20 protein-coding genes are annotated in these 22,441 nt (G+C 74.4%); 18 read left to right on the forward strand and 2 right to left on the reverse strand.

Features of this window, described 5'->3' with window-relative positions:
* The 7 genes from VER05_RS02650 to VER05_RS02680 form a co-directional block, all read left to right on the forward strand.
* Positions 1 to 1,056 (forward strand): MFS transporter (locus VER05_RS02650; protein WP_324843847.1); only part of this gene is annotated, 1,056 nt, incomplete at its 5' end.
* 55 nt (positions 1,057 to 1,111) lie between these two features.
* The gene (hrcA, locus tag VER05_RS02655) at positions 1,112 to 2,140 is read left to right on the forward strand and encodes a heat-inducible transcriptional repressor HrcA (protein ID WP_324843848.1); all 1,029 of its coding nucleotides are present in this window, start codon (positions 1,112 to 1,114) and stop codon (positions 2,138 to 2,140) included.
* Positions 2,141 to 2,237: 97 nt separating this feature from the next.
* Positions 2,238 to 3,371, forward strand: a complete 1,134-nt coding sequence (dnaJ, locus tag VER05_RS02660; RefSeq protein ID WP_324843849.1) for a molecular chaperone DnaJ — start codon at positions 2,238 to 2,240, stop codon at positions 3,369 to 3,371.
* A 2-nt stretch (positions 3,372 to 3,373) separates the two neighbouring features.
* Positions 3,374 to 4,141, forward strand: a complete 768-nt coding sequence (locus VER05_RS02665; RefSeq protein WP_324843850.1) for a 16S rRNA (uracil(1498)-N(3))-methyltransferase — start codon at positions 3,374 to 3,376, stop codon at positions 4,139 to 4,141.
* Between the two features lie 163 nt (positions 4,142 to 4,304).
* Positions 4,305 to 7,022, forward strand: a complete 2,718-nt coding sequence (locus VER05_RS02670) for a sodium-translocating pyrophosphatase (RefSeq protein ID WP_414647536.1) — start codon at positions 4,305 to 4,307, stop codon at positions 7,020 to 7,022.
* Positions 7,019 to 8,095: a glycosyltransferase family 1 protein gene (locus tag VER05_RS02675; protein ID WP_324843851.1), complete on the forward strand. Its 1,077-nt coding sequence runs from the start codon at positions 7,019 to 7,021 to the stop codon at positions 8,093 to 8,095. The genes VER05_RS02670 and VER05_RS02675 overlap by 4 nt, the downstream gene beginning before the upstream one ends.
* 173 nt (positions 8,096 to 8,268) lie before the next feature.
* On the forward strand, positions 8,269 to 8,625 hold the full coding sequence (locus VER05_RS02680) for a hypothetical protein (RefSeq protein WP_324843852.1): 357 nt from the start codon (positions 8,269 to 8,271) through the stop codon (positions 8,623 to 8,625).
* A 152-nt stretch (positions 8,626 to 8,777) separates the two neighbouring features.
* Here VER05_RS02680 and pgi read toward each other — a convergent pair whose 3' ends face one another.
* On the reverse strand, positions 8,778 to 10,460 hold the full coding sequence (gene pgi, locus VER05_RS02685; RefSeq protein ID WP_324843853.1) for a glucose-6-phosphate isomerase: 1,683 nt from the start codon (positions 10,458 to 10,460) through the stop codon (positions 8,778 to 8,780).
* Between the two features lie 105 nt (positions 10,461 to 10,565).
* The gene (locus tag VER05_RS02690; protein ID WP_324843854.1) at positions 10,566 to 11,612 is read right to left on the reverse strand and encodes an LLM class flavin-dependent oxidoreductase; all 1,047 of its coding nucleotides are present in this window, start codon (positions 11,610 to 11,612) and stop codon (positions 10,566 to 10,568) included.
* Between the two features lie 160 nt (positions 11,613 to 11,772).
* Between VER05_RS02690 and VER05_RS02695 the strand changes: the two genes are divergently transcribed.
* The 11 genes from VER05_RS02695 (at position 11,773) to VER05_RS02745 (ending at position 22,381) form a co-directional block, all read left to right on the forward strand.
* On the forward strand, positions 11,773 to 12,960 hold the full coding sequence (locus tag VER05_RS02695; RefSeq protein WP_324843855.1) for an ROK family transcriptional regulator: 1,188 nt from the start codon (positions 11,773 to 11,775) through the stop codon (positions 12,958 to 12,960).
* 103 nt (positions 12,961 to 13,063) lie between these two features.
* A complete protein-coding gene (locus tag VER05_RS02700; RefSeq protein WP_324843856.1) occupies positions 13,064 to 14,359 on the forward strand; it encodes an extracellular solute-binding protein in 1,296 nt (431 codons plus the stop codon).
* Positions 14,360 to 14,430: 71 nt separating this feature from the next.
* Entirely contained in the window at positions 14,431 to 15,402 is a 972-nt protein-coding gene (locus VER05_RS02705) for a sugar ABC transporter permease (RefSeq protein ID WP_324843857.1), read from the forward strand.
* Entirely contained in the window at positions 15,399 to 16,370 is a 972-nt protein-coding gene (locus VER05_RS02710) for a carbohydrate ABC transporter permease (protein ID WP_324843858.1), read from the forward strand. Before VER05_RS02705 ends, VER05_RS02710 begins: the two co-directional genes overlap by 4 nt.
* Before the next feature lies 1 nt (position 16,371).
* Positions 16,372 to 17,469 (forward strand): ROK family protein, encoded by a 1,098-nt coding sequence (locus tag VER05_RS02715; RefSeq protein WP_324843859.1) that lies wholly within the window; start codon positions 16,372 to 16,374, stop codon positions 17,467 to 17,469.
* Complete coding sequence (nagB, locus tag VER05_RS02720; protein ID WP_324843860.1) at positions 17,469 to 18,263, forward strand: glucosamine-6-phosphate deaminase; 795 nt, start codon at positions 17,469 to 17,471, stop codon at positions 18,261 to 18,263. Before VER05_RS02715 ends, nagB begins: the two co-directional genes overlap by 1 nt.
* 2 nt (positions 18,264 to 18,265) lie before the next feature.
* On the forward strand, positions 18,266 to 18,637 hold the full coding sequence (locus VER05_RS02725; protein WP_324843861.1) for a DUF2200 domain-containing protein: 372 nt from the start codon (positions 18,266 to 18,268) through the stop codon (positions 18,635 to 18,637).
* 158 nt (positions 18,638 to 18,795) lie between these two features.
* A complete protein-coding gene (locus VER05_RS02730) occupies positions 18,796 to 19,755 on the forward strand; it encodes a hypothetical protein (protein WP_324843862.1) in 960 nt (319 codons plus the stop codon).
* Positions 19,756 to 19,852: 97 nt separating this feature from the next.
* Positions 19,853 to 20,236 carry a DUF3039 domain-containing protein gene (locus VER05_RS02735; protein WP_210417289.1) on the forward strand — a complete coding sequence of 128 codons (384 nt, stop codon included), beginning with the start codon at positions 19,853 to 19,855 and terminating at the stop codon, positions 20,234 to 20,236.
* Positions 20,233 to 22,038, forward strand: a complete 1,806-nt coding sequence (locus VER05_RS02740) for a DEAD/DEAH box helicase (protein ID WP_324843863.1) — start codon at positions 20,233 to 20,235, stop codon at positions 22,036 to 22,038. Before VER05_RS02735 ends, VER05_RS02740 begins: the two co-directional genes overlap by 4 nt.
* 187 nt (positions 22,039 to 22,225) lie before the next feature.
* On the forward strand, positions 22,226 to 22,381 hold the full coding sequence (locus tag VER05_RS02745; RefSeq protein WP_324843864.1) for a hypothetical protein: 156 nt from the start codon (positions 22,226 to 22,228) through the stop codon (positions 22,379 to 22,381).
* The last annotated feature ends 60 nt before the right edge of the window (positions 22,382 to 22,441 follow it).

A 22,441-nucleotide genomic window follows, 5' to 3' on the forward strand; every position in this document is an offset into this window, starting at 1 on the left:
AAGGCGTTCGGCTACTTCGGCGCGACCATCGGGGTGTCGACCGCGCTGGGCCCGCTGCTCGGCGGCCTGATCATCCAGGCGTTCGGCGCCGAGGAGGGCTGGCGCTGGGTGTTCTTCGTCAACGTGCCGGTGATCGCCGTCGTGCTGCCGCTCGCGGTGCGGTTCCTGCCCCGCGGCGTGGCCGCCGGGTCCGCCAGCACCCTCGGCCCGCGCGGCCGGCCCCGGCTGGACGGCGTCGGCCTCACCGGCGTCGCGGTGACCGCCGCCGCCGTCATGGTGCCGTTCGTCACGACGACGGGGGAGGGCGGCGACGACCCGGCCCGCTGGTGGTGGCTCGCCGTCGCGGCCGTCGTCGGCGTCGCCACCGTGCTGTGGGAGCGCCGGTACCAGCGCCGCACGGGCGCCGCCGTGCTCGACCCGCGGGTGCTCGGCGAGCCGTCGTTCCGGAACGGCGCGCTGCTCGGCATCGCGTACTTCGGCGGCTTCACCTCGGTGTTCCTGGTGGCGACGCTGTACTTGCAGCAGGTGGCCGGGTTCACGCCGCTGCAGGCCGGGCTGGTGAACATGCCGTTCGCGATCGCCTCGGCGGTGTCGGCGCAGCGGTCGGGCCGGCTGGTGGCGAGCCGCGGGCGCGCGCTCGTGGTCGTCGGGCTGGTGCTGGTCGTCGCGGGCCTGATCGGCACGGACCTGGCGATCCGGCTGGTCGACCCGCCCGCGGTGGGCTTCGTGATGGCGGCGACCCAGATGGTCGCGGGCGCGGGCAGCGGCCTGGTCATCGCCCCGAACCAGACGCTGACGCTGGCGCGGGTGCCGGTCGAGCGGGCCGGGGTCGCGGGCAGCATGCTCCAGGTCGGCCAGCGGGTCGGCTCGGCGCTCGGCGTCGCGGTCGCGCTGTCGACCTACTACTCGGCGCTGGCCTCGGGGGTCGACGGCAGCGTGGCGGCCGGCCGGGCGCTGCTGCTCACCGTGTCGCTGGTCGCCGTGGCGCTCGTCGTCGGCGTGCTGGACCTCCGGGCGCGACGCCGGGACGCGGCGACCGCGCCGGCGGACGCGTAGAATTGGCACTCGGTCAGAACGAGTGCCAGGACGAGCGCCGGCCGGGGAGGTGGCGATGAGCGAGGACCGCAGGCTGGACGTGCTGCGGGCGATCGTGGAGGACTACGTCGCCACCCGCGAGCCCGTCGGCTCCCGCGCCCTGGTCGAGCGGCACTCCCTCGGGGTGTCGCCCGCGACGATCCGCAACGACATGGCGGCCCTCGAGGACGCCGGGCTGATCGTGCAGCCGCACACCTCGGCCGGCCGGGTGCCGACCGACAAGGGCTACCGGCTGTTCGTCGACCGCCTGGCGACCGTCAAGCCGCTGTCCGCGCCGGAGCGCCGCGCGATCGAGACGTTCCTCGAGGACGCGGCCGACCTGGACGACGTCGTCGACCGCTCGGTGCGGCTGCTCGCGCAGCTCACGCACCAGGTGGCCGTCGTGCAGTACCCGTCGCTGCGGCGCACCGCGCTGCGGCACGTCGAGCTCGTGCCGGTGGGCGACCGGCACCTGCTGGTCGTCATCATCACCGACCACGGCCGCGTCGAGCAGCGCACCATCGAGGTGCCGGACCCGCTGGACGTCGCGACCGTCGCGCGGCTGCGGGTGCGGCTCAACACCGCCGCGGCCGGCCGCCGGCTCGCCGAGCTCGGCACCGCGCTGTCCGACCTGGCCGACGACTTCGCCCCGGTGGACGGCCCGCTCGTGCGGGGCGTCGTCGCCGTGGTGGAGGACACGCTGGCCCAGGAGAGCGAGGAGCGCGTCGTGCTGGCGGGCACCGCGAACCTCGTGCGCGGCGGCGGCGACTTCGCCCACACCATCAGCCCCGTCCTGGAGGCGCTGGAGGAGCAGGTCGTCCTGCTGCGCCTGCTGGGCGAGATGGCCGAGGACGAGGCCGCGGTCTCCGTCCGGATCGGCCGCGAGACCCAGCACGAGGGGCTGGTGGAGACCAGCTTCGTGACGACCGGCTACGGCGGCCCGGACGGGGGAGGCACCGCGGTCGCGCGGATCGGCTCCGTCGGGCCGCTCCGCATGGACTACCCCGGGACCATCGCGTCGGTGCGCGCCGTCGCCCGGTACCTGTCCCGGATCCTCGCCGGATGAGCGCCGGGCGGGCACCGACCCGGGCCCGCGCACGTTCAGCAGGCAACGCCAGACCCGCGCACGCGCGCGCGGCCCGCACACGCACAGGAAGTGACGAGTGAGCGACTACTACGAGGTGCTCGGCGTCGAGCGTGACGCCACGCCCGAGCAGATCAAGAAGGCCTACCGCCGCCTCGCGCGCGAGCTGCACCCCGACGTGGCGGGTGCGGACGCGGGCTCCGAGGACCGGTTCAAGGACGTGTCGCGGGCGTACGAGGTGCTGTCCAACCCCGAGAAGCGCCGCATGTACGACATGGGCGCCGACCCGTCGGCCCCCGGGGGCGGCATGGGCGGCCAGGGCGGCTTCGGCTTCCAGGACATCTTCGAGACGTTCTTCGGCGCCGCCGCGGGCGCGGGCGCCCAGCGCGGCCCCATCCCGCGCGCCCGCCGGGGCCAGGACGCGCTGCTGCGGCTCGACATCGACCTCGCCGAGGCGACGTTCGGCACGCACCGCGAGGTCCCGGTCGAGACGGCCGTCGTCTGCCCGACCTGCGACGGCTCCTGCTGCCGCCCGGGCACCTCGCCGCGCACCTGCGACGTCTGCGGCGGCCGCGGCAGCGTGCAGCGGGTCGCCCGGTCGTTCCTCGGCCAGGTCATGACCTCGCAGCCGTGCGCCGCGTGCCACGGCTTCGGCACCGTCATCCCCGAGCCCTGCACCGAGTGCGCGGGCGAGGGCCGGGTCCGCTCGCGCCGCACGCTCGAGGTCGACGTCCCCGCGGGCGTGGACACCGGCACCCGGATCAAGCTCACCGCCCAGGGCGAGGTCGGCCCCGCCGGCGGCCCCGCGGGCGACATCTACCTCGAGGTGCGCGAGCGCAGGCACGACACCTTCGTCCGCGAGGGCGACGACCTGCACTGCACGCTCGAGGTCCCGATGACCGCGGCGGCGCTCGGCACCGTGCTCACGCTCGACACGCTCGACGGCCCCCAGGAGGTCGACCTGCGCCCCGGCACCCAGCCGGCCCAGGTCGTCACGCTGCGCGGCCTCGGCGTCGGCCACCTGCACGCGGGCGGCCGCGGCGACCTGCACGTCCACGTCGACGTGCACGTGCCGACGTCGCTGGACGACGAGCAGGCGGAGCTGCTGCGGCGGCTCGCGGGCCTGCGCGGCGAGGAGCGCCCCGAGGCGCGGCTGTCCGCCTCCGGCGGCGGCGTGTTCGCGAAGCTCCGCGACAAGCTCGCCGGGCGCTGAGCGTGACCGCTCCGGTCTTCCTGGCCGAGCCGGGCGACCTCGACGCGCTCGCGGCCGGGGGCACGTACCTGCTCACGGGCGCCGAGGGCCGGCACGCGGGCGTCGTGCAGCGCAGGACCGCGGGGGAGCGGGTCGACGTCGTCGACGGCGCCGGCACCCGGCTGGTCGGCGAGGTCGAGGCGGCCGGGCCCGAGGGCGTGCACGTGCGCGTCCGCGAGGTCGTGGTCGAGCCCGTCCCGGCGCCGCGGCTGGTGCTGGTGCAGGCGCTCGCGAAGGGCGACCGGGACGAGCAGGCGATCGAGGCGGCCACCGAGGTCGGCGCCGACGGCGTCGTGCCGTGGCAGGCCGAGCGGTCGATCGTCGTGTGGCGCGGGGACCGGGCGGCGAAGAGCCGGGCCCGCTGGCTCGGCACCGTCCGCGCCGCGGCCAAGCAGGCGCGCCGGGCGCACGTTCCGGCCGTGGACCTCGCGCTGGCGACCGCGGCGCTCGTCCGCCGGGCGCGCGAGGTGGTCGAGGCCGGGGGCGCGGTGCTCGTGCTGCACGAGGAGGCGACCACCCCGCTCGCCGCGGCGGCGCTGCCGGACCCGGGGGCGGCGGCCGACGTGCTGGTCGTCGTGGGGCCCGAGGGCGGCATCGCGGAGCGGGAGCTCGCGGACCTGGTCGAGGCGGGGGCGCAGCCGGTGCTGCTGGGGCCGCACGTGCTGCGGACCTCGACGGCCGGGCCGGTGGCGCTCGCGCTGCTCGCGCAGCGGCTGGGGCGCTGGGGCTGAGGCGCGCGGGGCTGAGGCGCTGGGGCTGAGGCGCGCGGGGCCGATCCGCCGGGCGGGGCCCGGGCGGGTACACCGCGTCTGGGCCGTACGTCTCATCCCGCGGCGGTGCGGCGGTCCTAGCGTCGAGGGTGACAGCGAAGGCGCTCTCACCAGGGACCCGACCGTGAACACTGACGTCCGGACCGGCACCACCTCACCGCTCGCACCGGCGGCCACCGCCCCGGTCGACCGACCCCCGCGGGGCCCGCGGCGACGGCGGACCGTCCTGCCCGCGGCCGCGTTCGCCCTCGCCGCGACGCTCGGCGGCTGCGCGTCCGGCTCGGCGTCCGCCCCCGCCGAGGGCGGCGGCGTGCACGGCGGGGAGGCGAGCCTCGTGCTGCCGGACCTCGGCGCCGTCACCGTGCTCGGCTCCGTCTCCGGGCGGCTGCTGCTCGGCCTCGGGCTGCTGGTGTGCGTGCTGGGGCTCGCGTTCGGCGTCGCCACCTACGTGCAGCTGCGCCGGCTGCCGGTGCACGCGGCGATGCGGGAGATCTCCGAGCTCATCTACTCGACCTGCCGCACCTACCTCACGAGGCAGGGCCGGTTCCTCGTCCTGCTGTGGGTGTTCATCGCGGCGGTCATCGTCGTCTACTACCGCGCGCTGGTCGGGTTCGAGTGGGGCCGGGTCGCGACGATCATCGCGTTCAGCCTGCTGGGCATGGCCGGGTCGTACGCGGTCGCCTGGTTCGGCATCCGGGTCAACACGCTGGCGAACTCCCGGACCGCCTTCGCCTCGCTCGCCGGCCGGCCGCTGCCCGTGCACCGCATCCCGATGCAGTCGGGCATGTCGATCGGCATGGTGCTGATCAGCCTCGAGCTGCTGATGATGCTGGTCATCCTGCTGTTCCTGCCGGCGGACGTCGCGGGGGCGTGCTTCATCGGGTTCGCGGTCGGCGAGTCGCTCGGCGCGTCGGCGCTGCGGATCGCGGGCGGCATCTTCACCAAGATCGCCGACATCGGCTCGGACCTCATGAAGATCACGTTCAAGATCAAGGAGGACGACGCCCGGAACCCCGGCGTGATCGCCGACTGCACGGGGGACAACGCGGGCGACTCGGTCGGCCCGAGCGCCGACGGGTTTGAGACCTACGGGGTCACCGGCGTCGCGCTCGTGACGTTCGTGCTGCTCGCCGTCAACGACCCGCTCATGCAGGCGACCCTGCTGGTCTGGCTGTTCGTGGTGCGGGCGGTCATGGTCATCGCCTCGGCCGTGTCGTACCTGGCCAACGACGCCTGGACCCGCCGCCGGTACGCCGCCGCCGAGCGGATGGACTTCGAGAAGCCGCTGACCTCGCTGGTCTGGCTGACCTCGGTCGTCAGCATCGCGCTGACCTACGTCACCACCTGGGCGGTGCTCGGGCACCTCGACGGCGTCGGCGACGGGCTGTGGTGGAAGGTCGCGACGATCATCTCCTGCGGCACCCTGGCCGGGGCGCTGATCCCCGAGCTGGTCAAGGTGTTCACCTCGACCAACAGCCGGCACGTGCGGGAGGTCGTCACGTCCTCGCGGGAGGGCGGCCCGTCGCTCAACATCCTGTCCGGGCTGGTGGCGGGCAACATCTCCGCGTACTGGCTGGGCATGACGATCGTCGCGCTCATGGGCGGGGCGTTCCTCATCAGCGAGCAGGGGCTGGACCAGGTGATGGTCGCCCCGGCGGTGTTCGCGTTCGGGCTGGTGGCGTTCGGGTTCCTCGGCATGGGGCCGGTCACCATCGCCGTCGACTCCTACGGGCCGGTGACCGACAACGCGCAGAGCGTCTACGAGCTGTCGCTGGTCGAGGAGCTGCCGGGCGCCGCGGAGCAGATCGAGGCCGAGCACGGGTTCGTCCCGCGGTGGGAGCCGGCCAAGCGGATGCTCGAGGAGAACGACGGCGCGGGCAACACGTTCAAGGCGACCGCGAAGCCGGTCCTCATCGGCACGGCCGTCGTCGGCGCGACCACGATGATCTTCTCGATCATCATGGCGCTCACCCAGGGCCTCACCACCGGGCTCGACAACCTGTCGCTGCTGCACCCGCCGTTCCTGCTCGGCCTGGTCACCGGCGGCGCGATGATCTTCTGGTTCACCGGCGCGTCCATCCAGGCCGTCACGACCGGCGCCTACCGCGCGGTGGAGTTCATCAAGGCGAACATCCGGCTCGACGGCGGCGAGCGGGCCAGCGAGGCCGACTCCCGCCGGGTGGTGGAGATCTGCACCCAGTACGCCCAGCGGGGCATGCTGACGATGTTCCTCGCGATCTTCTTCGCCACGCTGGCGTTCGCGTTCGTCGAGCCGTTCTTCTTCATCGGCTACCTGGTGTCGATCGCGGTGTTCGGGCTGTACCAGGCGATCTTCATGGCCAACGCCGGCGGCGCCTGGGACAACGCCAAGAAGATCGTCGAGGTCGACCTGCACGCCAAGGGCACCGCGCTGCACGACGCCACGATCGTCGGCGACACCGTCGGCGACCCGTACAAGGACACGTCGTCGGTCGCGCTGAACCCGGTCATCAAGTTCACGACGCTGTTCGGGCTGCTGGCCGTCGAGCTGGCGGTGAGCCTGACCTCCGACGGGCGCGGGACGCTGGTGCACGTGCTCGCCGCCGTGTTCTTCGTGGCGTCGGCCGTGTTCGTGTACCGGTCGTTCTACGGGATGCGGATCGGCGGGGCGCCCGCGGGCGAGGAGGAGCCGGCCGAGCCGGAGCCCGCGGAGCCGGAGCCCGTCGAGCCGGGGCTGCCGGCGGGCGGGGTGCTGCCCCGGCAGGGCGGCGGCGCGGCGGCCGACGGCGCGGGCGCCGGGGCGGGCGGCGCGGGCGCCGGGGCCGACGGCTCCGGCGCGCTCGTGGACGCCGAGGGGCGGTGAGCCGGGTGCGCGTCGCGATCAAGCACGACGACGCCCTGGTCGACGCCGACGGCCGGGTCGCCGGCCACGACGCGGCCGCCACCCTGGTCCGGCGCCTGCTGCGGGTGTTCCCGGGCTCGGTGCTGATCGGCCCGGGGCCGCGGCGCTGCGACGGGTTCGACCTGCTGCCGCTGGAGTTCGTCGACGGCGACGGCACGGTGGTCATCACGATGGACGTCCTGGACTCGGTGCAGGTCTGGCGGACGCTGCGCGCGGGCGGCTGCGGGGAGCCGCGGGTGATGAACTTCGTCTGGTGGGACGCCACCCGGTACCCGCACCCCGTCGAGCAGGCCGCGCTGGCGCTGTCCTGCGCGCTGTTCCCGACGTTCGCCAACTCGGCGCGCACCGCCTCCGAGATCCGGGAGCTCGTCGCCCGGCTCACGGTCCCCGCGCTGGGGGAGCGGGCCCGCACCGGCTGGGTCAACCTCGGGTTCCGGGTGGACCACGTGCGGCCGCGGCACGAGCCGGAGGTCCCGGTGGTGCTGTACCCCGCGATCTACGTCTCCGAGCGCAAGCAGCCGCGGCTGTTCCTCGAGGTCGTCGACCGGGTGCAGCGGCGCACGCCGATCCGGGTCGAGGCGCGGCTGCACGAGTCGCACCTGGTGTCCGAGACCGCGATGCGGATGTCCGAGCGGCCGTGGTGCTGGGTCGGCCCGCTGACCGCGACCCGCGACTCCTACTGGGAGGCGCTCGGCCGGACCACCGCGTTCCTCGCCACCGCCACCGAGGAGTCCTACGGGCTGGAGTACGTCGAGGCGCTCGCGGCCGGCGCCGTCGGCGTGTTCCCCGACCTGCCGTGGGCGCGGGCGCTGCTGCCGACCGGCTACCCGTACCTCTACCGCACGCCCGACGAGGCCGCCGACCAGCTCGAGATCGCCGTGACCCGGCCCGCCGCGTGCCGGCGGGAGCTCGACGCGGTCGCGGGCGGCTCGTTCGTGCGGTGGCTGTCGGCGCACCACGACGACGACACCTTCGACCGCACGGTCGTCGCGCGGGTCCGGGACTGGTTCGGGGACGTCCCGGCGGCGGGGTGAGCCGGTGCCCGCGGGGAGGCCGTGGCCGCGTCAGGAGGGCTCCGGGGCGGGCGGGTGAGTGGTCGCGCGCGCCGCTGACCAGGCCTCACCCGGAGGGTCTTGACCCGGTCCGCGATCAGCGGGACGCTGGCCTGCCGCACGCACCGCAGCGCTGATGAGCCGAGGGGGGTCTCATGGGACGGGTGGCCGTCGTGCTGGCCGGCGTGGCCGTGCTGGCGCTCCAGGTGTGGTTGACGCTGTACGCGCAGGTCGTGCTGGCCTACGAGGCCGCCGTGATCGCCGTCGTGCTCGTCGGGATCGGGCTGCGCGGGTACGCGCGCTCGCGCCGTCGGCGGCAGCGCGCCGACGCGGCCCGGTGGCCCGACGCCGACGGGATCCCGGTGCCGCAGCCGACGCTGCTCGTCGGCGGGCCGGTGCTGCCGCCCGTCGACGCCGGCCTCGGCGCGCCGCCGGTGCCGACCCAGGTGGAGGACCGCGGCGACCCGCTGGACGACCTCCTGGGTCGCCGCCGCCCGCGCCCCGTCGGCTGACGGCGCGCGGCGCGCTGCGCGCCGTCAGCTCGCACCGCCCCGCGCGCTGTCCGCCGTCGCGAGGGAGTAGCAAACGCGCCGAGTGAGTACCCGGCGGGTACTCACTCGGCGCGTTTGATGCCCTCTCGAAGCGGGCGCCGTGCTCGCGGCCGTCAGCTCTCGCGCAGCTCCAGGTAGCGCGCGATCAGCGAGCGGGTCGACGGGTCCTGGCCCGCCAGCGCGTCCGCGTCGCCCTCGACCGCCGGGGCGATCTCGAGCGCGAGCTTCTTGCCGAGCTCGACGCCCCACTGGTCGAACGAGTCGATGCCCCACACCACGCCCTCGACGAACGTGATGTGCTCGTACAGCGCGATGAGCTGGCCCAGCACCGACGGGGTGAGCGACGGCGCCAGGATCGAGGTCGTCGGGCGGTTCCCCGGGAACACCCGGGCCGGCACGATCTCCTCGGCGGTGCCCTCGGCGCGGACCTCGTCGGCGGTCTTGCCGAACGCCAGCGCCTTGGTCTGCGCGAAGAAGTTCGCCAGGAACAGCGCGTGCACGTCGGTGCCGCCGTCCTTCAGCGGGTGCGCCGGGTTGGCGACCGCGATGAAGTCGGCCGGGATCAGCCGGGTGCCCTGGTGGATCAGCTGGTAGAACGCGTGCTGGCCGTTGGTGCCGGGCTCGCCCCAGAACACCTCGCCGGTCTCGGTCGTCACCGGCGTGCCGTCCCACCGGACCGACTTGCCGTTCGACTCCATGGTCAGCTGCTGCAGGTACGCCGGGAACCGGTGCAGGTACTGCGCGTACGGCAGCACGGCGTGGGTGTGCGCGTCGAGGAAGTTGACGTACCAGACGTTGAGCAGGCCCATGAGGACCGGCACGTTCTGGTCGAACGGCGTGGTGCGGACGTGCTCGTCGACGGCGTGGAAGCCCTCGAGCAGCTCGCCGAACGCGTCCGGCCCGATCGCGATCGCGACCGAGGTGCCGATCGCCGAGTCGACCGAGTACCGGCCGCCGACCCAGTCCCAGAACCCGAACGCGTTCTCCGGGTCGATGCCGAACGCCGCGACCTTGTCCAGCGCCGTCGACACCGCGACGAAGTGCTTGGCGACCGCGCCGGTGCGGGCCTCCTCGGTGTCCTCGATCGCGCCGGCGGCGACGAGCTCGCGCCACAGCCAGTCGCGGGCCAGGCGCGCGTTGGTCAGCGTCTCCAGCGTGCCGAAGGTCTTGGACGCGACGATGAACAGCGTCGTCGTCGGGTCGAGGTCCTTCGTCTTCTCGGCGATGTCGGTCGGGTCGATGTTCGACACGAACCGCACCTCGAGGCCGTCCTGCACGTACGGCTTGAGGGCCTCGTACGCCATGACCGGGCCGAGGTCCGAGCCGCCGATGCCGATGTTGACGACGGTCGCGACGCGCTCGCCGGTGACGCCGGTCCACTCGCCGGAGCGGACCTTCTCCGCGAACGCGGCGACCTTGGCGAGCACCTCCTGCACGTCGGCGTCCACGTCCTGGCCGTCGACGACCAGGGCGGGCTCGGCGTCGGCCGGGCGGCGCAGCGCCGTGTGCAGCACCGCGCGGTCCTCGGTGACGTTGATGTGCTCGCCGGCGAACATCGCGTCGAGCCGGGCCTTGAGGCCGACCTGCTCGGCCAGCGCGACCAGCAGGGACAGGGTCTCGTCGGTGACGAGGTTCTTCGACAGGTCGACGGTGAGGTCGGCCAGCTGCCGGGTCAGGCGCGTCGCGCGGTCGGGGTCGGCGTCGAACCAGCCCCGCAGGTCGGGGAGGAACGCCTCCTCGTGGGCGGTCAGGGCGGTCCAGGCGCCGGTGGTGGTGGCGTCGACGGGTGCAGTCACGGCGGGGTCCCTCTCGGAAGCAAGATCCAACAGGTCACACCGTATCGAGGCCGGGGCGGTGGGCGAGCGGGACGTGCGGCCCGCCCCGGCCGGCGCCCGGCGGTCTCACCCCAGGGCCGCGCGGACCAGCGGGGCCACCTCGGTGCCCAGGAGCTCGATGGCGCGCAGGCTCTCGCGCTGCGGGACGCCGCTCAGGTCCATCTGGAAGATCTGCCGGTCGTGCCCGAGCGCCGCGTGCAGCGCCACGATCCGGTCCGCGACCTCGTGCGGGGAGCCCACGAAGTACGCCCCGCCCTTCGCGGCCTGGGACTCGAACGCGATCCGGTTGGGGATGGCGAACCCGCGCTCGGCGGCGATGCGGCGCATGGAGTCGAGCCAGTAGGGGAAGAAGAACTCGCGCGCCTGCTTCGCGTCGTCGGCGACGAACCCCATGCCGGCGACCTCCACGCGCTGGGTGGCCGGGTCGTGGCCGGCCTCGGCGTGCGCGGACCGGTACAGCCGGACCAGCGGGGCGAAGTCCGCGGGCCGGCCGCCGATGATCGCGTAGGAGACGGGCAGACCGAGCCGGCCGGCGCGGTCGGAGGACGCCGGGTTGCCGCCGGTGGCGACCGCGATGCGCAGGTGCTCGCCGAGGCCGGGCTTGTCGAGCGGGCGCGGCAGCACCTCGGCGGCGTGCAGCGCGGGCCGGAACCGGCCGGACCAGGTGACGGGGTTGCCGCGGTCGATCCGGAGCAGGAGCCGGATCTTCTCCTCGAACAGCTCGTCGTAGTCGTCGAGCGAGGCGCCGAACAGCGGGTAGGACTCGATGAACGACCCGCGCCCCGCGAGCAGCTCGACCCGGCCGCCGGACAGCAGGTCCATCGTCGCGAACTGCTGGTAGAGCCGGACGGGGTCCTCGGTCGACAGCACCGTCACGGCGCTGCCGACGCTGATCCGCTCGGTCTGGGCGAGCGCCGCGGCGATCACGGTCGCGGGGGAGGAGATCGCGTAGTCGGGGCGGTGGTGCTCGCCGATGCCGACGTGGTCCAGGCCGACCTGCTCGGCGAGGCGCACGCGCTCCAGCACGTCCCGCAGCCGCTGGGCGGGGGAGGTGCGGGCGCCCGTCACCGGGTCGGGGTGGACGTCGCCGAAGGTGTACAGGCCGAGCTCCATGCCGGGTGCAGCGCGGACGCGCCCCGCGGCATTCCCGCACGCGGGCGGCGCCGGCGCCCTGCGCGGGCCGATGTCGGGCCGGTGAACGCGGGGTCACGAAGTGGTCACGGTCACACGAACTCCTTGACGGTGGATTAGTAAGGAAGGTCTACTAACAAACATGACGACGACGACGCCGTCCGCCGCTCCGGGCCACCGGGGGGTCGGGCGCACACTCCGCCCGACGGGCAAGGTGCTCCCCGAGCACGCCCGGGCGCACAACCGGTCGCTCGTCCTGCAGCACCTGTTCCACCAGGGCCCGTCGTCCCGCGCCGACCTCGCGCGCAGCACCGGCCTCACCCGGGTCACCGTCTCCGACCTGGTGTCCGTGCTGATCGCCGAGGGCCTGGTCGCCGAGCTCGGCGTCCGCCCGGAGGGGCGGGTCGGCAAGCCGGCGACGCTCGTCGGGATGCGGACCGAGGAGTTCCAGGTCGTGGCGGTCGACCTCGCGGACGACGCCAGCCTGCGCGGCGCGGTCATGACGCTCACCGGTGCCGTCGTCGCGCGGCGCACCGTCTCGCTCGACGGCCGGACCGGGGACGCCGCGGTCGCGGTGCTCGAGGACCTGTGCCGCGAGCTGCTCGCCGCCGCGGACCGCCCCGTCGTCGGCGTCGGCATCGGGTCGCCCGGCGTGATCGACGCGGCCGGGGTCGTCGTGCAGGCGCCCAACCGGGGCTGGTACGACCTGCCGCTGGCCGCGCTGCTCGCCGAGCGGCTGGGCGTGCCGGTGCAGGTCGCCAACGACGCGAACACCCACGCGCTGGGGGAGTACACCTACGGCGGCGCGACCGGGGCCGGGCTGATGGTCGTCACCGTCGGCCAGGGCCTCGGCGCCGGGATCGTGCTGGACGGCGCCCTGGTGCGCGGCCGCGCGCACGCCGCCGGGGAGATCGGGCACGTCACCGTGGTCGACGACCGCGACGTGCGGGCCGGCGACCCCGAGCCCCGGCCGTGCGCGTGCGGGCGCGCCGGCTGCCTGGAGACGCTGCTCTCCCTGCCCGCGCTGCGCCGCGCCACCGCCGGCCGCAGCCCCGAGGAGTCCGACGCGGTCCTCGCGTCGGTCGGACGGAAGCTGGGCGTCGCCCTCGCTCCCGTCGTCAGTGCGCTCAACCTCGCCGAGGTCCTGCTCTCGGGTCCCCCGGAGCTGCTGGACGGAGCCCTCAGGGTCGAGGCGCTCGCCACGCTCCGGGCCCGGACCCTGCCCCTGCTGGGGCAGGACCTCGTGCTGCGGATGGGTTCGTTGGACGAGGACGGGGCGCTCTCCGGCGCCGCGGCCCTCGTGCTGTCCGGTCAGCTCGGGGTCACGTGACGACCCCGAGCCGACCGCTTGCAGTGCCGGTACCACCACCCCCGGCGGGGCTTGCAGGCCCCGCCTCGCATCAGGGAGGAACACCAACGTGAAGATCGTACGGATGGCAGCCGTCGGTGTGGCGGCGGCGCTCGTGCTGACCGCCTGCTCGTCGGGCGACGACGGCGGCTCGACCGGGTCCGACGGGACCCCCGAGGCCGCCGACATCACGCTGTGGCTCAACGGGGCGGACACCCCGGACGAGCTGCGCGACTACCTCAAGACGACCTTCGAGGAGGAGAACCCCGGGTCGACGCTCACGATCGAGGAGCAGGACTGGAACGACGTCGTCACCAAGCTGACGACGGCGCTGCCGGACGCCGAGAACACCCCGGACGTGGTCGAGATCGGCAACACCCAGTCGCCGACGTTCACCACCATCGGCGCGTTCCGCGACCTCACCCCGCTCTACGACGAGCTGGGCGGCGACGACCTGCTGCCGTCGTTCGTCGAGGTGGGCAAGGCCGACGGCAAGAACTACGCGCTGCCGTACTACTTCGGCTCGCGCTACATGTTCTACCGGGCCGACATCTGGTCCGCGGCGGGCCTGGAGAAGCCGACGACGCTCGACGAGTTCGCGCAGGACGTCGCGGCGCTCAAGACCGGCAGCCAGTCGGGCTTCGCGATCGGCGGCCAGGACTGGCGCAACGGCATCTCCTGGGTGTTCGCGAACGGCGGCGAGCTCGCCACCGAGGACGGCGGCGAGTGGACCTCCACGCTGTCCGACCCGAACACCATCAAGGGCCTCGAGCAGTGGCAGGCGGTGTACCAGGGCTCGTCCAACGTGCCGGCCACCGAGCGCGACGTGGCGTACTGGGACTTCCTGAACGACGGCACCGACGGGGCGGCCCCGGCCGCCGCGACGATCATGGCCCCGGGCTGGGCCCGCTGGTCGATCGGCGACCTCACCACGAACGACGCCGGCGAGGAGGTCCGCGACGGCATGGTCGACGAGTCGAAGTTCGACATCTTCGCCCTGCCGGGCGTGGACGGCGGCATCGCGCCGGTGTTCGCGGGCGGCTCGAACATCGCCATCTCGGCGAAGTCGCAGCACCCGGAGCTCTCCGAGAACCTGCTGCGGATCATCTTCTCCGCCGACTACCAGCAGATGCTCGGCGAGAACGGCCTCGGCCCGGCGAACGCGCAGTACGTCGACTCGCTCGGCGACGACAAGTTCGCCACCACGATGATCGAGACCGCGGCGGCCTCCAAGCTCACCCCGGCCGCGCCGGGCTGGGCGGCCGTCGAGGCGGCGTTCGTCTACGAGGAGCTGTTCCAGGCGATCGCCGAGGGCGGTGACGTGACCGAGCTCGCCGCGCAGTACGACGAGAAGATCACGCCGATGCTCAACGGCCAGTGACGTCCTCCCGGCCGCGGGGCACGCGCCCCGCGGCCGGGACCGTCCGGCCACCGCTCGTCAGGAGAGGTGCCATGTCCACCACCGCGGCCCGCCCCGGGCCGGCCACCCCGCCCGCGCCGCCGGCGGCCCCCGCGCCCCCCGCGCACCGGCCCCGCCGTCGCCGGCCCGGCCTCACCGCCTACGTCCTGCTGGTCCCCGCCGTCCTCGTCCTGCTCGCCGGCATGGGGTACCCGCTGTACTGGCAGGTCGTCACGTCGATGCAGGAGTTCGGTCTGGCCCAGCAGTTCGGCCAGCCCCCGACCTTCGTCGGGCTCGACAACTACGCGCGGATCTTCACCGACGACCGGCTGTGGGCCGTCGTCGTCCGCTCCATCGTGTTCTGCCTGGTCAACGCGTTCGCCACCGTGATCCTCGGCGTGCTGTTCGCCCTGCTGATGAAGGCCGTGCACCCGGTGCTCCGGGTCGTGCTGCAGGTCGCCCTGCTGCTCGCCTGGGCGATGCCGATGGTCGCCGCCGTCACGGTGTGGAAGTGGCTGTTCGACTGGCGCACCGGCGTCATCAACTGGCTGCTGGTCCAGCTGGGGTTCGACCAGTACAGCGGGCACGCGTGGCTCGCCCAGCCGCTGTCGTTCTTCTTCGTCGCCACCGTGATCATCGTCTGGATGTCGGTGCCGTTCGTGGCGCTGTCCGTCTACGCCGCGCTGACCCAGGTGTCCGACGAGGTCCTCGAGGCCGCCCGCATCGACGGCGCCGGCCCGACCCGGATCCTCTGGCACATCACGATGCCGCTGATCCGCCCCGTGCTGTCGATCGTGCTGCTGCTGCAGATCATCTGGGACCTGCGGGTGTTCGCGCAGATCCGGCTGCTCCAGGACAGCGGCGCCCCGGTGAGCGAGACCAACCTGCTGGGCAACTTCATCTTCGAGCTCGGCATCGGCCGGCAGGACTTCGCCGGCGCGGCCGCCGTGTCGATCTTCGTGCTCGCGCTGACCGTGCTGCTGAGCTGGCCGTACGTCCGGAACCTGCTGAAGGAGGACGCATGAGCGCCACCACGTCCCCCGCGGGCCCGGCCGGGTCGGTGGACCCGGTCGCCGCCCCGCCCGCCCGGGCAGGGACCCCCGCCGTGCCGAGCGCGTCCGGCCCCGGGCCGCGCCGGGGCGCCGCCGGCGGGCGGGCGGGCCGCCGGGGCCGCCGCGCGCTGCTCGGCCTGCTGGCCGTCGTCATCGCCGTCGTGTGGGCGTTCCCCGTCTACTGGATGGTGCTGTCCTCGGTGCTGCCGGGGTCCAAGCTGCGCGCCACGACGCCGACCTTCCTGCCGACCGGCGCGACCCTCGGGAACTTCCGGTCGGTGCTCAGCGGCTCCGGGTTCGGCACGGCGCTGCAGATGAGCCTGGCCATCACCCTCGTCACCGTCGTCGCCGTCCTGGTGTTCGCGTTCCTCGCGGCGCTGGCGATCAGCCGGTTCCGGTTCCGCGGGCGGCTGACCTTCGTCATCGCGGTGCTGTTCGTGCAGATGCTGCCCGCCGAGGGCCTGTTCATCGCGCAGTACAAGATGCTGTCCTCGGTCAACCTGCTGAACAGCGTCGTCGGCGTCTCGATCCTGTACACCGCGGCCGTCGTGCCGTTCACGATCTGGATGCTCCGCGGGTTCGTCGCCGGCGTGCCGATCGAGCTCGAGGAGGCCGCGATGGTCGACGGGCTCAGCCGGGTGAAGGCGTTCCTCCGGATCACGTTCCCGCTGCTCGCGCCCGGCCTGGTCGCCTCGGGGGTGTACGCGTTCCTGCAGGCCTGGAACGAGTTCACCGTCGCGCTGGTCGCGCTGCCCGCCGAGTCCGCCCGCACGCTGCCGCTGTGGCTGCGCTCGTTCCTCGCGGCGTCCGCCAACCGCGGCGTCGACTGGGGCGAGGTCATGGCGGCGTCCACCCTGATCGCCGTGCCCGTGATCGTGTTCTTCCTGCTGGTGCAGGGCAGGATGACGTCCGGGCTGGTGTCCGGAGCGGTGAAGGGCTGACGTGGACGAGCTGATGACCTGGCCGCGCGGGGCGTCCGCGGGGCCGGAGGGCGTGGCCGTGCCGGTGCCGGCGCCGGCCGGGGCGGTGGCGCCCGGGGCGGTGTCGGGCGGGGCCGTGGCCGCCGGGCCGCCCGCGGGCGCGCCGGTGCCGGCCGCCGGGGCCGCCGCGGCCGTCGCCGCGGGGTGGTCGGTCGGGCTCGACGTGGGCGGCACCAAGACGCTCGGCGTGCTCGTCGCGCCGGACGGGGCCGTGGGCCCGTCGGTGCGGCTCGCCGCCCGGCCCGGGGGCGACGGCGTCGCCGGGACCGCGGCCGAGGCCGTCCGGGCCCTGCTCGCGGAGGCCGGCCTGCCGGCGGGGGCGCTGGCGGGCGTCGGCATCGGGCTGCCCGGGATCGTCGACCCCGCGACGGGCCGCGTCGAGCACGCGGTGAACCTCGGGATCGAGGCGGCGGTGCCGCTCGCTGCGCACGTGCAGGCCGCGCTCGACGGCGTGCCGGTTCGGCTGGAGAACGACCTCAACGTGGCCGCGCTCGGCGCCGCGCACCTGCTGCCCGACCCCGCGCCCGACCTGGCGTTCCTCGCGCTCGGCACCGGGCTCGCCGCGGGCCTGGTGCTCGACGGCCGGCTGCGCCGCGGCGCCTCGGGCGTGGCCGGCGAGATCGGCCACCTCGTGCACGTCCCCGGCGGGCTGCCCTGCCCGTGCGGCCAGCGCGGCTGCCTCGAGCAGTACGCGTCCGGCGGCGCGCTGTCCGCCGCGTGGCCCGGCCCCGGCGACCGCCCGGCGCCGGTGGCCCTGTTCGCGGCGGCCGACTCCGGGGATGCTGGTGCCGTGGCGGTGCGCGACCGGTTCGCCGGTGCCGTGGCCGCCGCGGTGCGCGTGCTCCTGCTCACCACCGACGTCGCGCACGTCGTCGTCGGCGGCGGGGTGAGCGAGCTCGGCGACCCGCTGCTGCGGGTGGTGCGCGCGCGGCTGGACGACGAGGCCCGGGACTCCGCGTTCCTGGCCGCGATGCACATGGCGGAGCGGGTGACCCTCGCCCCGCGCGGAGTGCCGGTGGGCGCCGTCGGCGCCGCGCTGGTCGGACGGAAGGAGTCCTGATGGAGGTCGTCATCGCCCCGGGCCCCGAGCTCGCGCGGCTGGCCGCCGGCGCGATCGAGCGGGTCGTGCGCGGGCGCGCCGCGGAGGGCCGGCACGCCGTGCTCGGCATCGCCACCGGGTCCAGCCCGCTCGCCGTCTACGACGAGCTCGCGCGCCGGCACGCCGAGGACGGGCTGTCGTTCGCCGGGGTGCGGGCCTTCATGCTCGACGAGTACGTCGGCCTGCCCGCCGACCACCCCGAGCGGTACCGCAACGTCATCGAGAAGGAGTTCGCGTCCCGCGTCGACATCGACCCGGCCGACGTGCACGGCCCCGACGGCCTCGCGGACGACATCCCGGCGGCGTGCGCGGCGTATGAGGCGGCCATCGCGGACGCCGGCGGCGTGGACGTGCAGATCCTCGGCGTCGGCACCGACGGCCACATCGCGTTCAACGAGCCCGGCTCGTCGCTGGCGTCCCGCACCCGGATCAAGACGCTCACCCGGCAGACCCGCGAGGACAACGCCCGGTTCTTCGGCGGCGACGTGGCCCAGGTGCCGACGCACTGCCTGACGCAGGGCCTCGCGACGATCATGTCCGCGCGGCACGTCGTCCTGCTGGCCAGCGGGAAGCACAAGGCCGAGGCGGTGCACCAGCTCGTGGAGGGCTCGGTCAGCGCCATGTGGCCCGGGACGATCCTGCAGCACCACCCGCACGCGACGGTCCTGGTCGACGAGGCCGCCGCCGGCCGGCTGCAGCTCGCGGCGTACTACCGGGAGACGTTCGACGCGAAGCCGGACTGGCAGGGGATCTGAGCGTGGCGGCGACGGCCGGGTCCGGCGGGCACCGGATCTTCGGGACGCCGTTCGCGGCGATCTACCCGCACTACGTGGCGAAGGTCGAGCGCAAGCACCGCGACGTGGCGGAGCTCGGCGAGGTCCTGGAGTGGCTGACGGGCTACGACGCCGGGGGCGTCGAGGCGGCCGTGGCGGACGAGCGCACGCTGGCGGAGTTCTTCGAGCGGGCCCCGCGGATGAACCCGGACGCGACCCTGATCCGGGGCGTGATCTGCGGCGTCCGGGTCGAGGAGATCGAGGACCCGCTCATGCAGCGGATCCGCTGGATGGACAAGCTGGTCGACGAGCTGGCCCGCGGCAAGCGCCTGCAGACCATCCTCCGCACCCCGTAGCCCTCGTCCACCGGCCGAGTTCGGCAGTCCGGTGCCCAGTGCGGCATCTGGAGCTGCCGAACTCGGCACGGGAGTGCCGAACTCGGCCGCGGCGTCCTTGCCATCCACAGGGTGGTGGTGGTCGTCGCGTCCCCAGGGCGAGGTCCCTGAGGGGCGGCGTGCGGGTGCTCGCGGGGCAGGGTGCCGTGATGGACCCGACGCCGACCCTCTCGCCGCCACCCGATCTCGACGTCGTGCTCGCGGCGTCCCGTTCGCCGCGCGCGATCCGGCGGTCCGTCGCGCGGGACGAGCTGCGCCGCATCCGGCGTGGTGCCTACGCACCCTCGTGCGCGGGGGAGGGGGCCGGCCGGGACGCGCGCCTGCGGGCGTGGGAGCGCATCGGTGCGGTGCACGCCCAGCTGCGGGTCCCGTTCGTGTTCAGCCACGAGTCGGCCGCCCTCGTGTGGGGGCTCGACGCGGTGCGGCTGTCGGGTCGCACACACATCGTCCAATCGTCGCGCCCGAGCGCCCGCAACGACCCGCTCCTGGCGCGGCACGTCGTGAGCCTGCCGCCCGAGCAGCGCACGGTCCTGCACGGGTACCCCGTGACCACCTTGGCGAGGACGGTCATCGACTGCGCGTGCACCCTGCCGGGTGACGCGGCGCTCGTCATCGCGGACTGCGCGGCGAGGGCCGGGCTCGACCCGGAGGAGGTCGGCCGCCTGCTCTCGCGCGCGCACGGGCGACGGGGCGTCGTCGGGGCGCGGACGATCCTCGAACGGACGGACCCGGGTGCCGCCACGCCGGGGGAGAGCCTGACGCGATGGGCCTTGCTCGACGGCGGCCTGCCCCGGCCCGAGACCCAGGTGCCGGTCTCGACGCGGCTCGGATCGTTCGTCGTGGACATGGGCTGGCGCGAACGCCGCGTGGGTGTGGAGTTCGACGGGCAGGTGAAGTACAGCGGCGCGTTCGGCGACACCAGCACCGGCGCGGTCTTCGCCGAGAAGCGCCGCCAGGACGCGCTGGAGGAGAGAGGTTGGCGACTCCTGCGAGTGACGTGGCAGGACCTCCGCACGCCCACCGACGTCGCCGCCCGGGCCGCCCGATTGCTGCGCGGACCTGCGAGTTCGGCACTTTGACGCCGAGTTCGGCAGCTGGAGGTGCCGAACTCGGCACCGGAGTGCCGACCTCGGCGCGACCGCGGGGGCGTCGGAGGCGCCGCGTAGAGTGGTGGGCATGAGTGAGCCCCTGCCGCCGAGCACCGAGCCGGACCGTCTGTCGGACCCGGGCACCGGCGCGGGGACCGGGCTGCTCGAGCGGCCCGCCGAGCAGACCGCCGAGCCCGGGGACCACGAGCGCTTCGCGCACTACGTGCGCAAGGAGAAGATCATGGAGTCGGCGATGTCCGGCAAGCCCGTGGTCGCGCTCTGCGGGAAGGTCTGGGTGCCAGGCCGGGACCCGAACAAGTTCCCCGTGTGCCCGGTGTGCAAGGAGATCTACGAGGGCCTCCGCGAGCCGCAGGACGGCGGCGACGGGGACTCGGGCAAGGGCTCGGGCGGCGGACGCCGCTGGGGCTTCGGCCGCGGCAAGGGGTCCGGCGACTCCTCCGGCGGACAGTGAGCGCCGCGGACCGCCCCGCCTCCGCACCCAGCACGCACGCCTCGCCGTCGGCAGCATCGCAGCTGCCCCCGGCGTTCCCTGCGCGTGCGCCCTGGGGGACGGCGGGCAAGCTGCGTGCCTGGCAGGCCGAGGCCCTGGAGCAGTACCTGACGACCGAGCCGCGGGACTTCCTCGCGGTCGCGACGCCGGGCGCGGGCAAGACGACCTTCGCGCTGCGCATCGCGACCGAGCTGCTGCAGGCCGGGATCGTGCGGCGGGTGACCGTCGTCGCGCCCACCGAGCACCTCAAGCACCAGTGGGCCGACGCCGCCGCGCGGGTCGGCATCAAGCTCGACCCGAACTTCAAGAACTCCCAGGGCCGGCACGGGCACGGGTTCGACGGCGTGGCGCTGACCTACGCCGGCGTCGCGTCGAAGCCCGCGCTGCACGCCGCCCGCACGACGGCCGCCCGCACGCTGGTGATCCTCGACGAGGTGCACCACGGCGGCGACGCGCTGTCCTGGGGCGACGCCGTGCACGAGGCGTTCGAGGGCGCCACGCGCCGGCTGTCGCTGACCGGCACCCCGTTCCGCAGCGACACCGCCCAGATCCCGTTCGTCGAGTACGAGCGCGGGCCGGACGGCATCCGCCGCAGCAAGGCCGACTACACCTACGGGTACTCCGAGGCGCTGCGCGACCACGTCGTCCGACCCGTGCTGTTCCTCACGTACTCGGGCTCGATGCGGTGGCGCACCAAGGCCGGCGACGAGGTGAGCGCCCGCCTCGGCGAGCCGCTGACCAAGGACATGACCGCGCAGGCCTGGCGCACGGCGCTCAACCCGGACGGCGAGTGGATCCCGTCCGTGATCGCCGCCGCCGACCGCCGGCTGACCGAGGTCCGTCGCACGGTGCCGGACGCCGGCGCCATGATCATCGCGACCGACCAGACGGACGCCCGCGCCTACGCCGGGCACATCGCGCGGCTCACCGGGAAGTCGCCGACCGTCGTGCTGTCCGACGACGACGGCGCCAGCGCCCGGATCGACGAGTTCTCGGACTCCGACGACCGCTGGCTGGTCGCCGTCCGCATGGTGTCCGAGGGCGTCGACGTCCCGCGGCTCGCGGTCGGCGTCTACGCCACCAGCACCTCGACGCCGCTGTTCTTCGCGCAGGCGATCGGCCGGTTCGTGCGCGCCCGCAAGCGCGGCGAGACGGCGTCGGTGTTCCTGCCCAGCGTCGCGCCGCTGCTCGCGCTGGCGAACAGCATGGAGGTCGAGCGGGACCACGCCCTGGACCGCCCGCTGACGGCGGAGGAGCAGGGCGAGGGCTACAACCCCGAGGACGCGCTGGTCGCGCAGGCGAACCGGGCCGAGAAGGGCTCGGACGCCCTGCAGGGCACGTTCGAGGCGCTGGAGGCGCAGGCGTCGTTCGACCGCGTGCTGTTCGACGGCGGCGAGTTCGGCACCGGCGCGGACGTCGGCTCGGACGAGGAGCTCGACTTCCTCGGGCTGCCCGGCCTGCTCGACCCGGACCAGGTGACGACGCTGCTCCGGCAGCGCCAGGCCAGCCAGCAGAGCGCGAAGCGGTCGAAGGCCCAGCCGGCCGAGGACCGCGCCGAGATGGACCACCGCAAGCAGGCCGAGCTGCGCAAGGAGCTCGCCCAGCTGGTCGGTGCCTGGTCGCGCAAGAGCGGCCAGCCGCACGGCGCGGTGCACACGGAGCTGCGGCGCCGGTGCGGCGGTCCGGAGGTCGCGCTCGCGGACCCGCAGCAGCTCGAGGCCCGGGTGTCGATGCTGCGCGGCTGGTTCGTCGGCAAGCGCTGACCGACGTCACACCGGCCGCGAACCCCCAGGTCAGCGCGCCGCGTGTACCACCCCGCGCCCGTTCCGCAACCCGGCCGTTCGACGTGCCGAACCTCAGGATCGGTGCCATCGTCATCCCCGTTGAACAGCGCGTTCACCGGGAGAACCCCCGGTGGCGCGATGCCGTAGGACGAAAGGGAGCCGTCAGATGCCCACGTGGCTGATCCTCATCATCATCGGTGCTGTGCTGCTCATCATCGGCGTGGCGGTCGAGGCCGCCAAGGTCCTCATCTGGATCGGTATCGCCGTGCTCGTCGTGAGCCTGATCCTCGGGCTGCTGCGCCGGGGCAAGGCCCGCGTGTAGCGACAGCGCACCACGCACGACGACGCCCGCGCACCCCCCTGGAGCGCGGGCGTCGTCGTG

It is taken from the genome of Cellulomonas sp., assembly GCF_035634735.1.
GTDB lineage: Bacteria > Actinomycetota > Actinomycetes > Actinomycetales > Cellulomonadaceae > Cellulomonas.

Excerpts from the sequence above, each read along its gene's own strand:
- hrcA (WP_324843848.1), top strand. The coding sequence starts at position 1,112 with ATGAGCGAGGACCGCAGGCTGGACGTGCTGCGGGCGATCGTGGAGGAC.
- VER05_RS02680 (WP_324843852.1), top strand. The coding sequence starts at position 8,269 with ATGGGACGGGTGGCCGTCGTGCTGGCCGGCGTGGCCGTGCTGGCGCTC.
- VER05_RS02690 (WP_324843854.1), bottom strand. The coding sequence starts at position 11,612 with ATGGAGCTCGGCCTGTACACCTTCGGCGACGTCCACCCCGACCCGGTG.
- VER05_RS02695 (WP_324843855.1), top strand. The coding sequence starts at position 11,773 with ATGACGACGACGACGCCGTCCGCCGCTCCGGGCCACCGGGGGGTCGGG.
- VER05_RS02700 (WP_324843856.1), top strand. The coding sequence starts at position 13,064 with ATGGCAGCCGTCGGTGTGGCGGCGGCGCTCGTGCTGACCGCCTGCTCG.
- VER05_RS02705 (WP_324843857.1), top strand. The coding sequence starts at position 14,431 with ATGTCCACCACCGCGGCCCGCCCCGGGCCGGCCACCCCGCCCGCGCCG.
- VER05_RS02710 (WP_324843858.1), top strand. The coding sequence starts at position 15,399 with ATGAGCGCCACCACGTCCCCCGCGGGCCCGGCCGGGTCGGTGGACCCG.
- nagB (WP_324843860.1), top strand. The coding sequence starts at position 17,469 with ATGGAGGTCGTCATCGCCCCGGGCCCCGAGCTCGCGCGGCTGGCCGCC.
- VER05_RS02735 (WP_210417289.1), top strand. The coding sequence starts at position 19,853 with ATGAGTGAGCCCCTGCCGCCGAGCACCGAGCCGGACCGTCTGTCGGAC.
- VER05_RS02745 (WP_324843864.1), top strand. The coding sequence starts at position 22,226 with ATGCCCACGTGGCTGATCCTCATCATCATCGGTGCTGTGCTGCTCATC.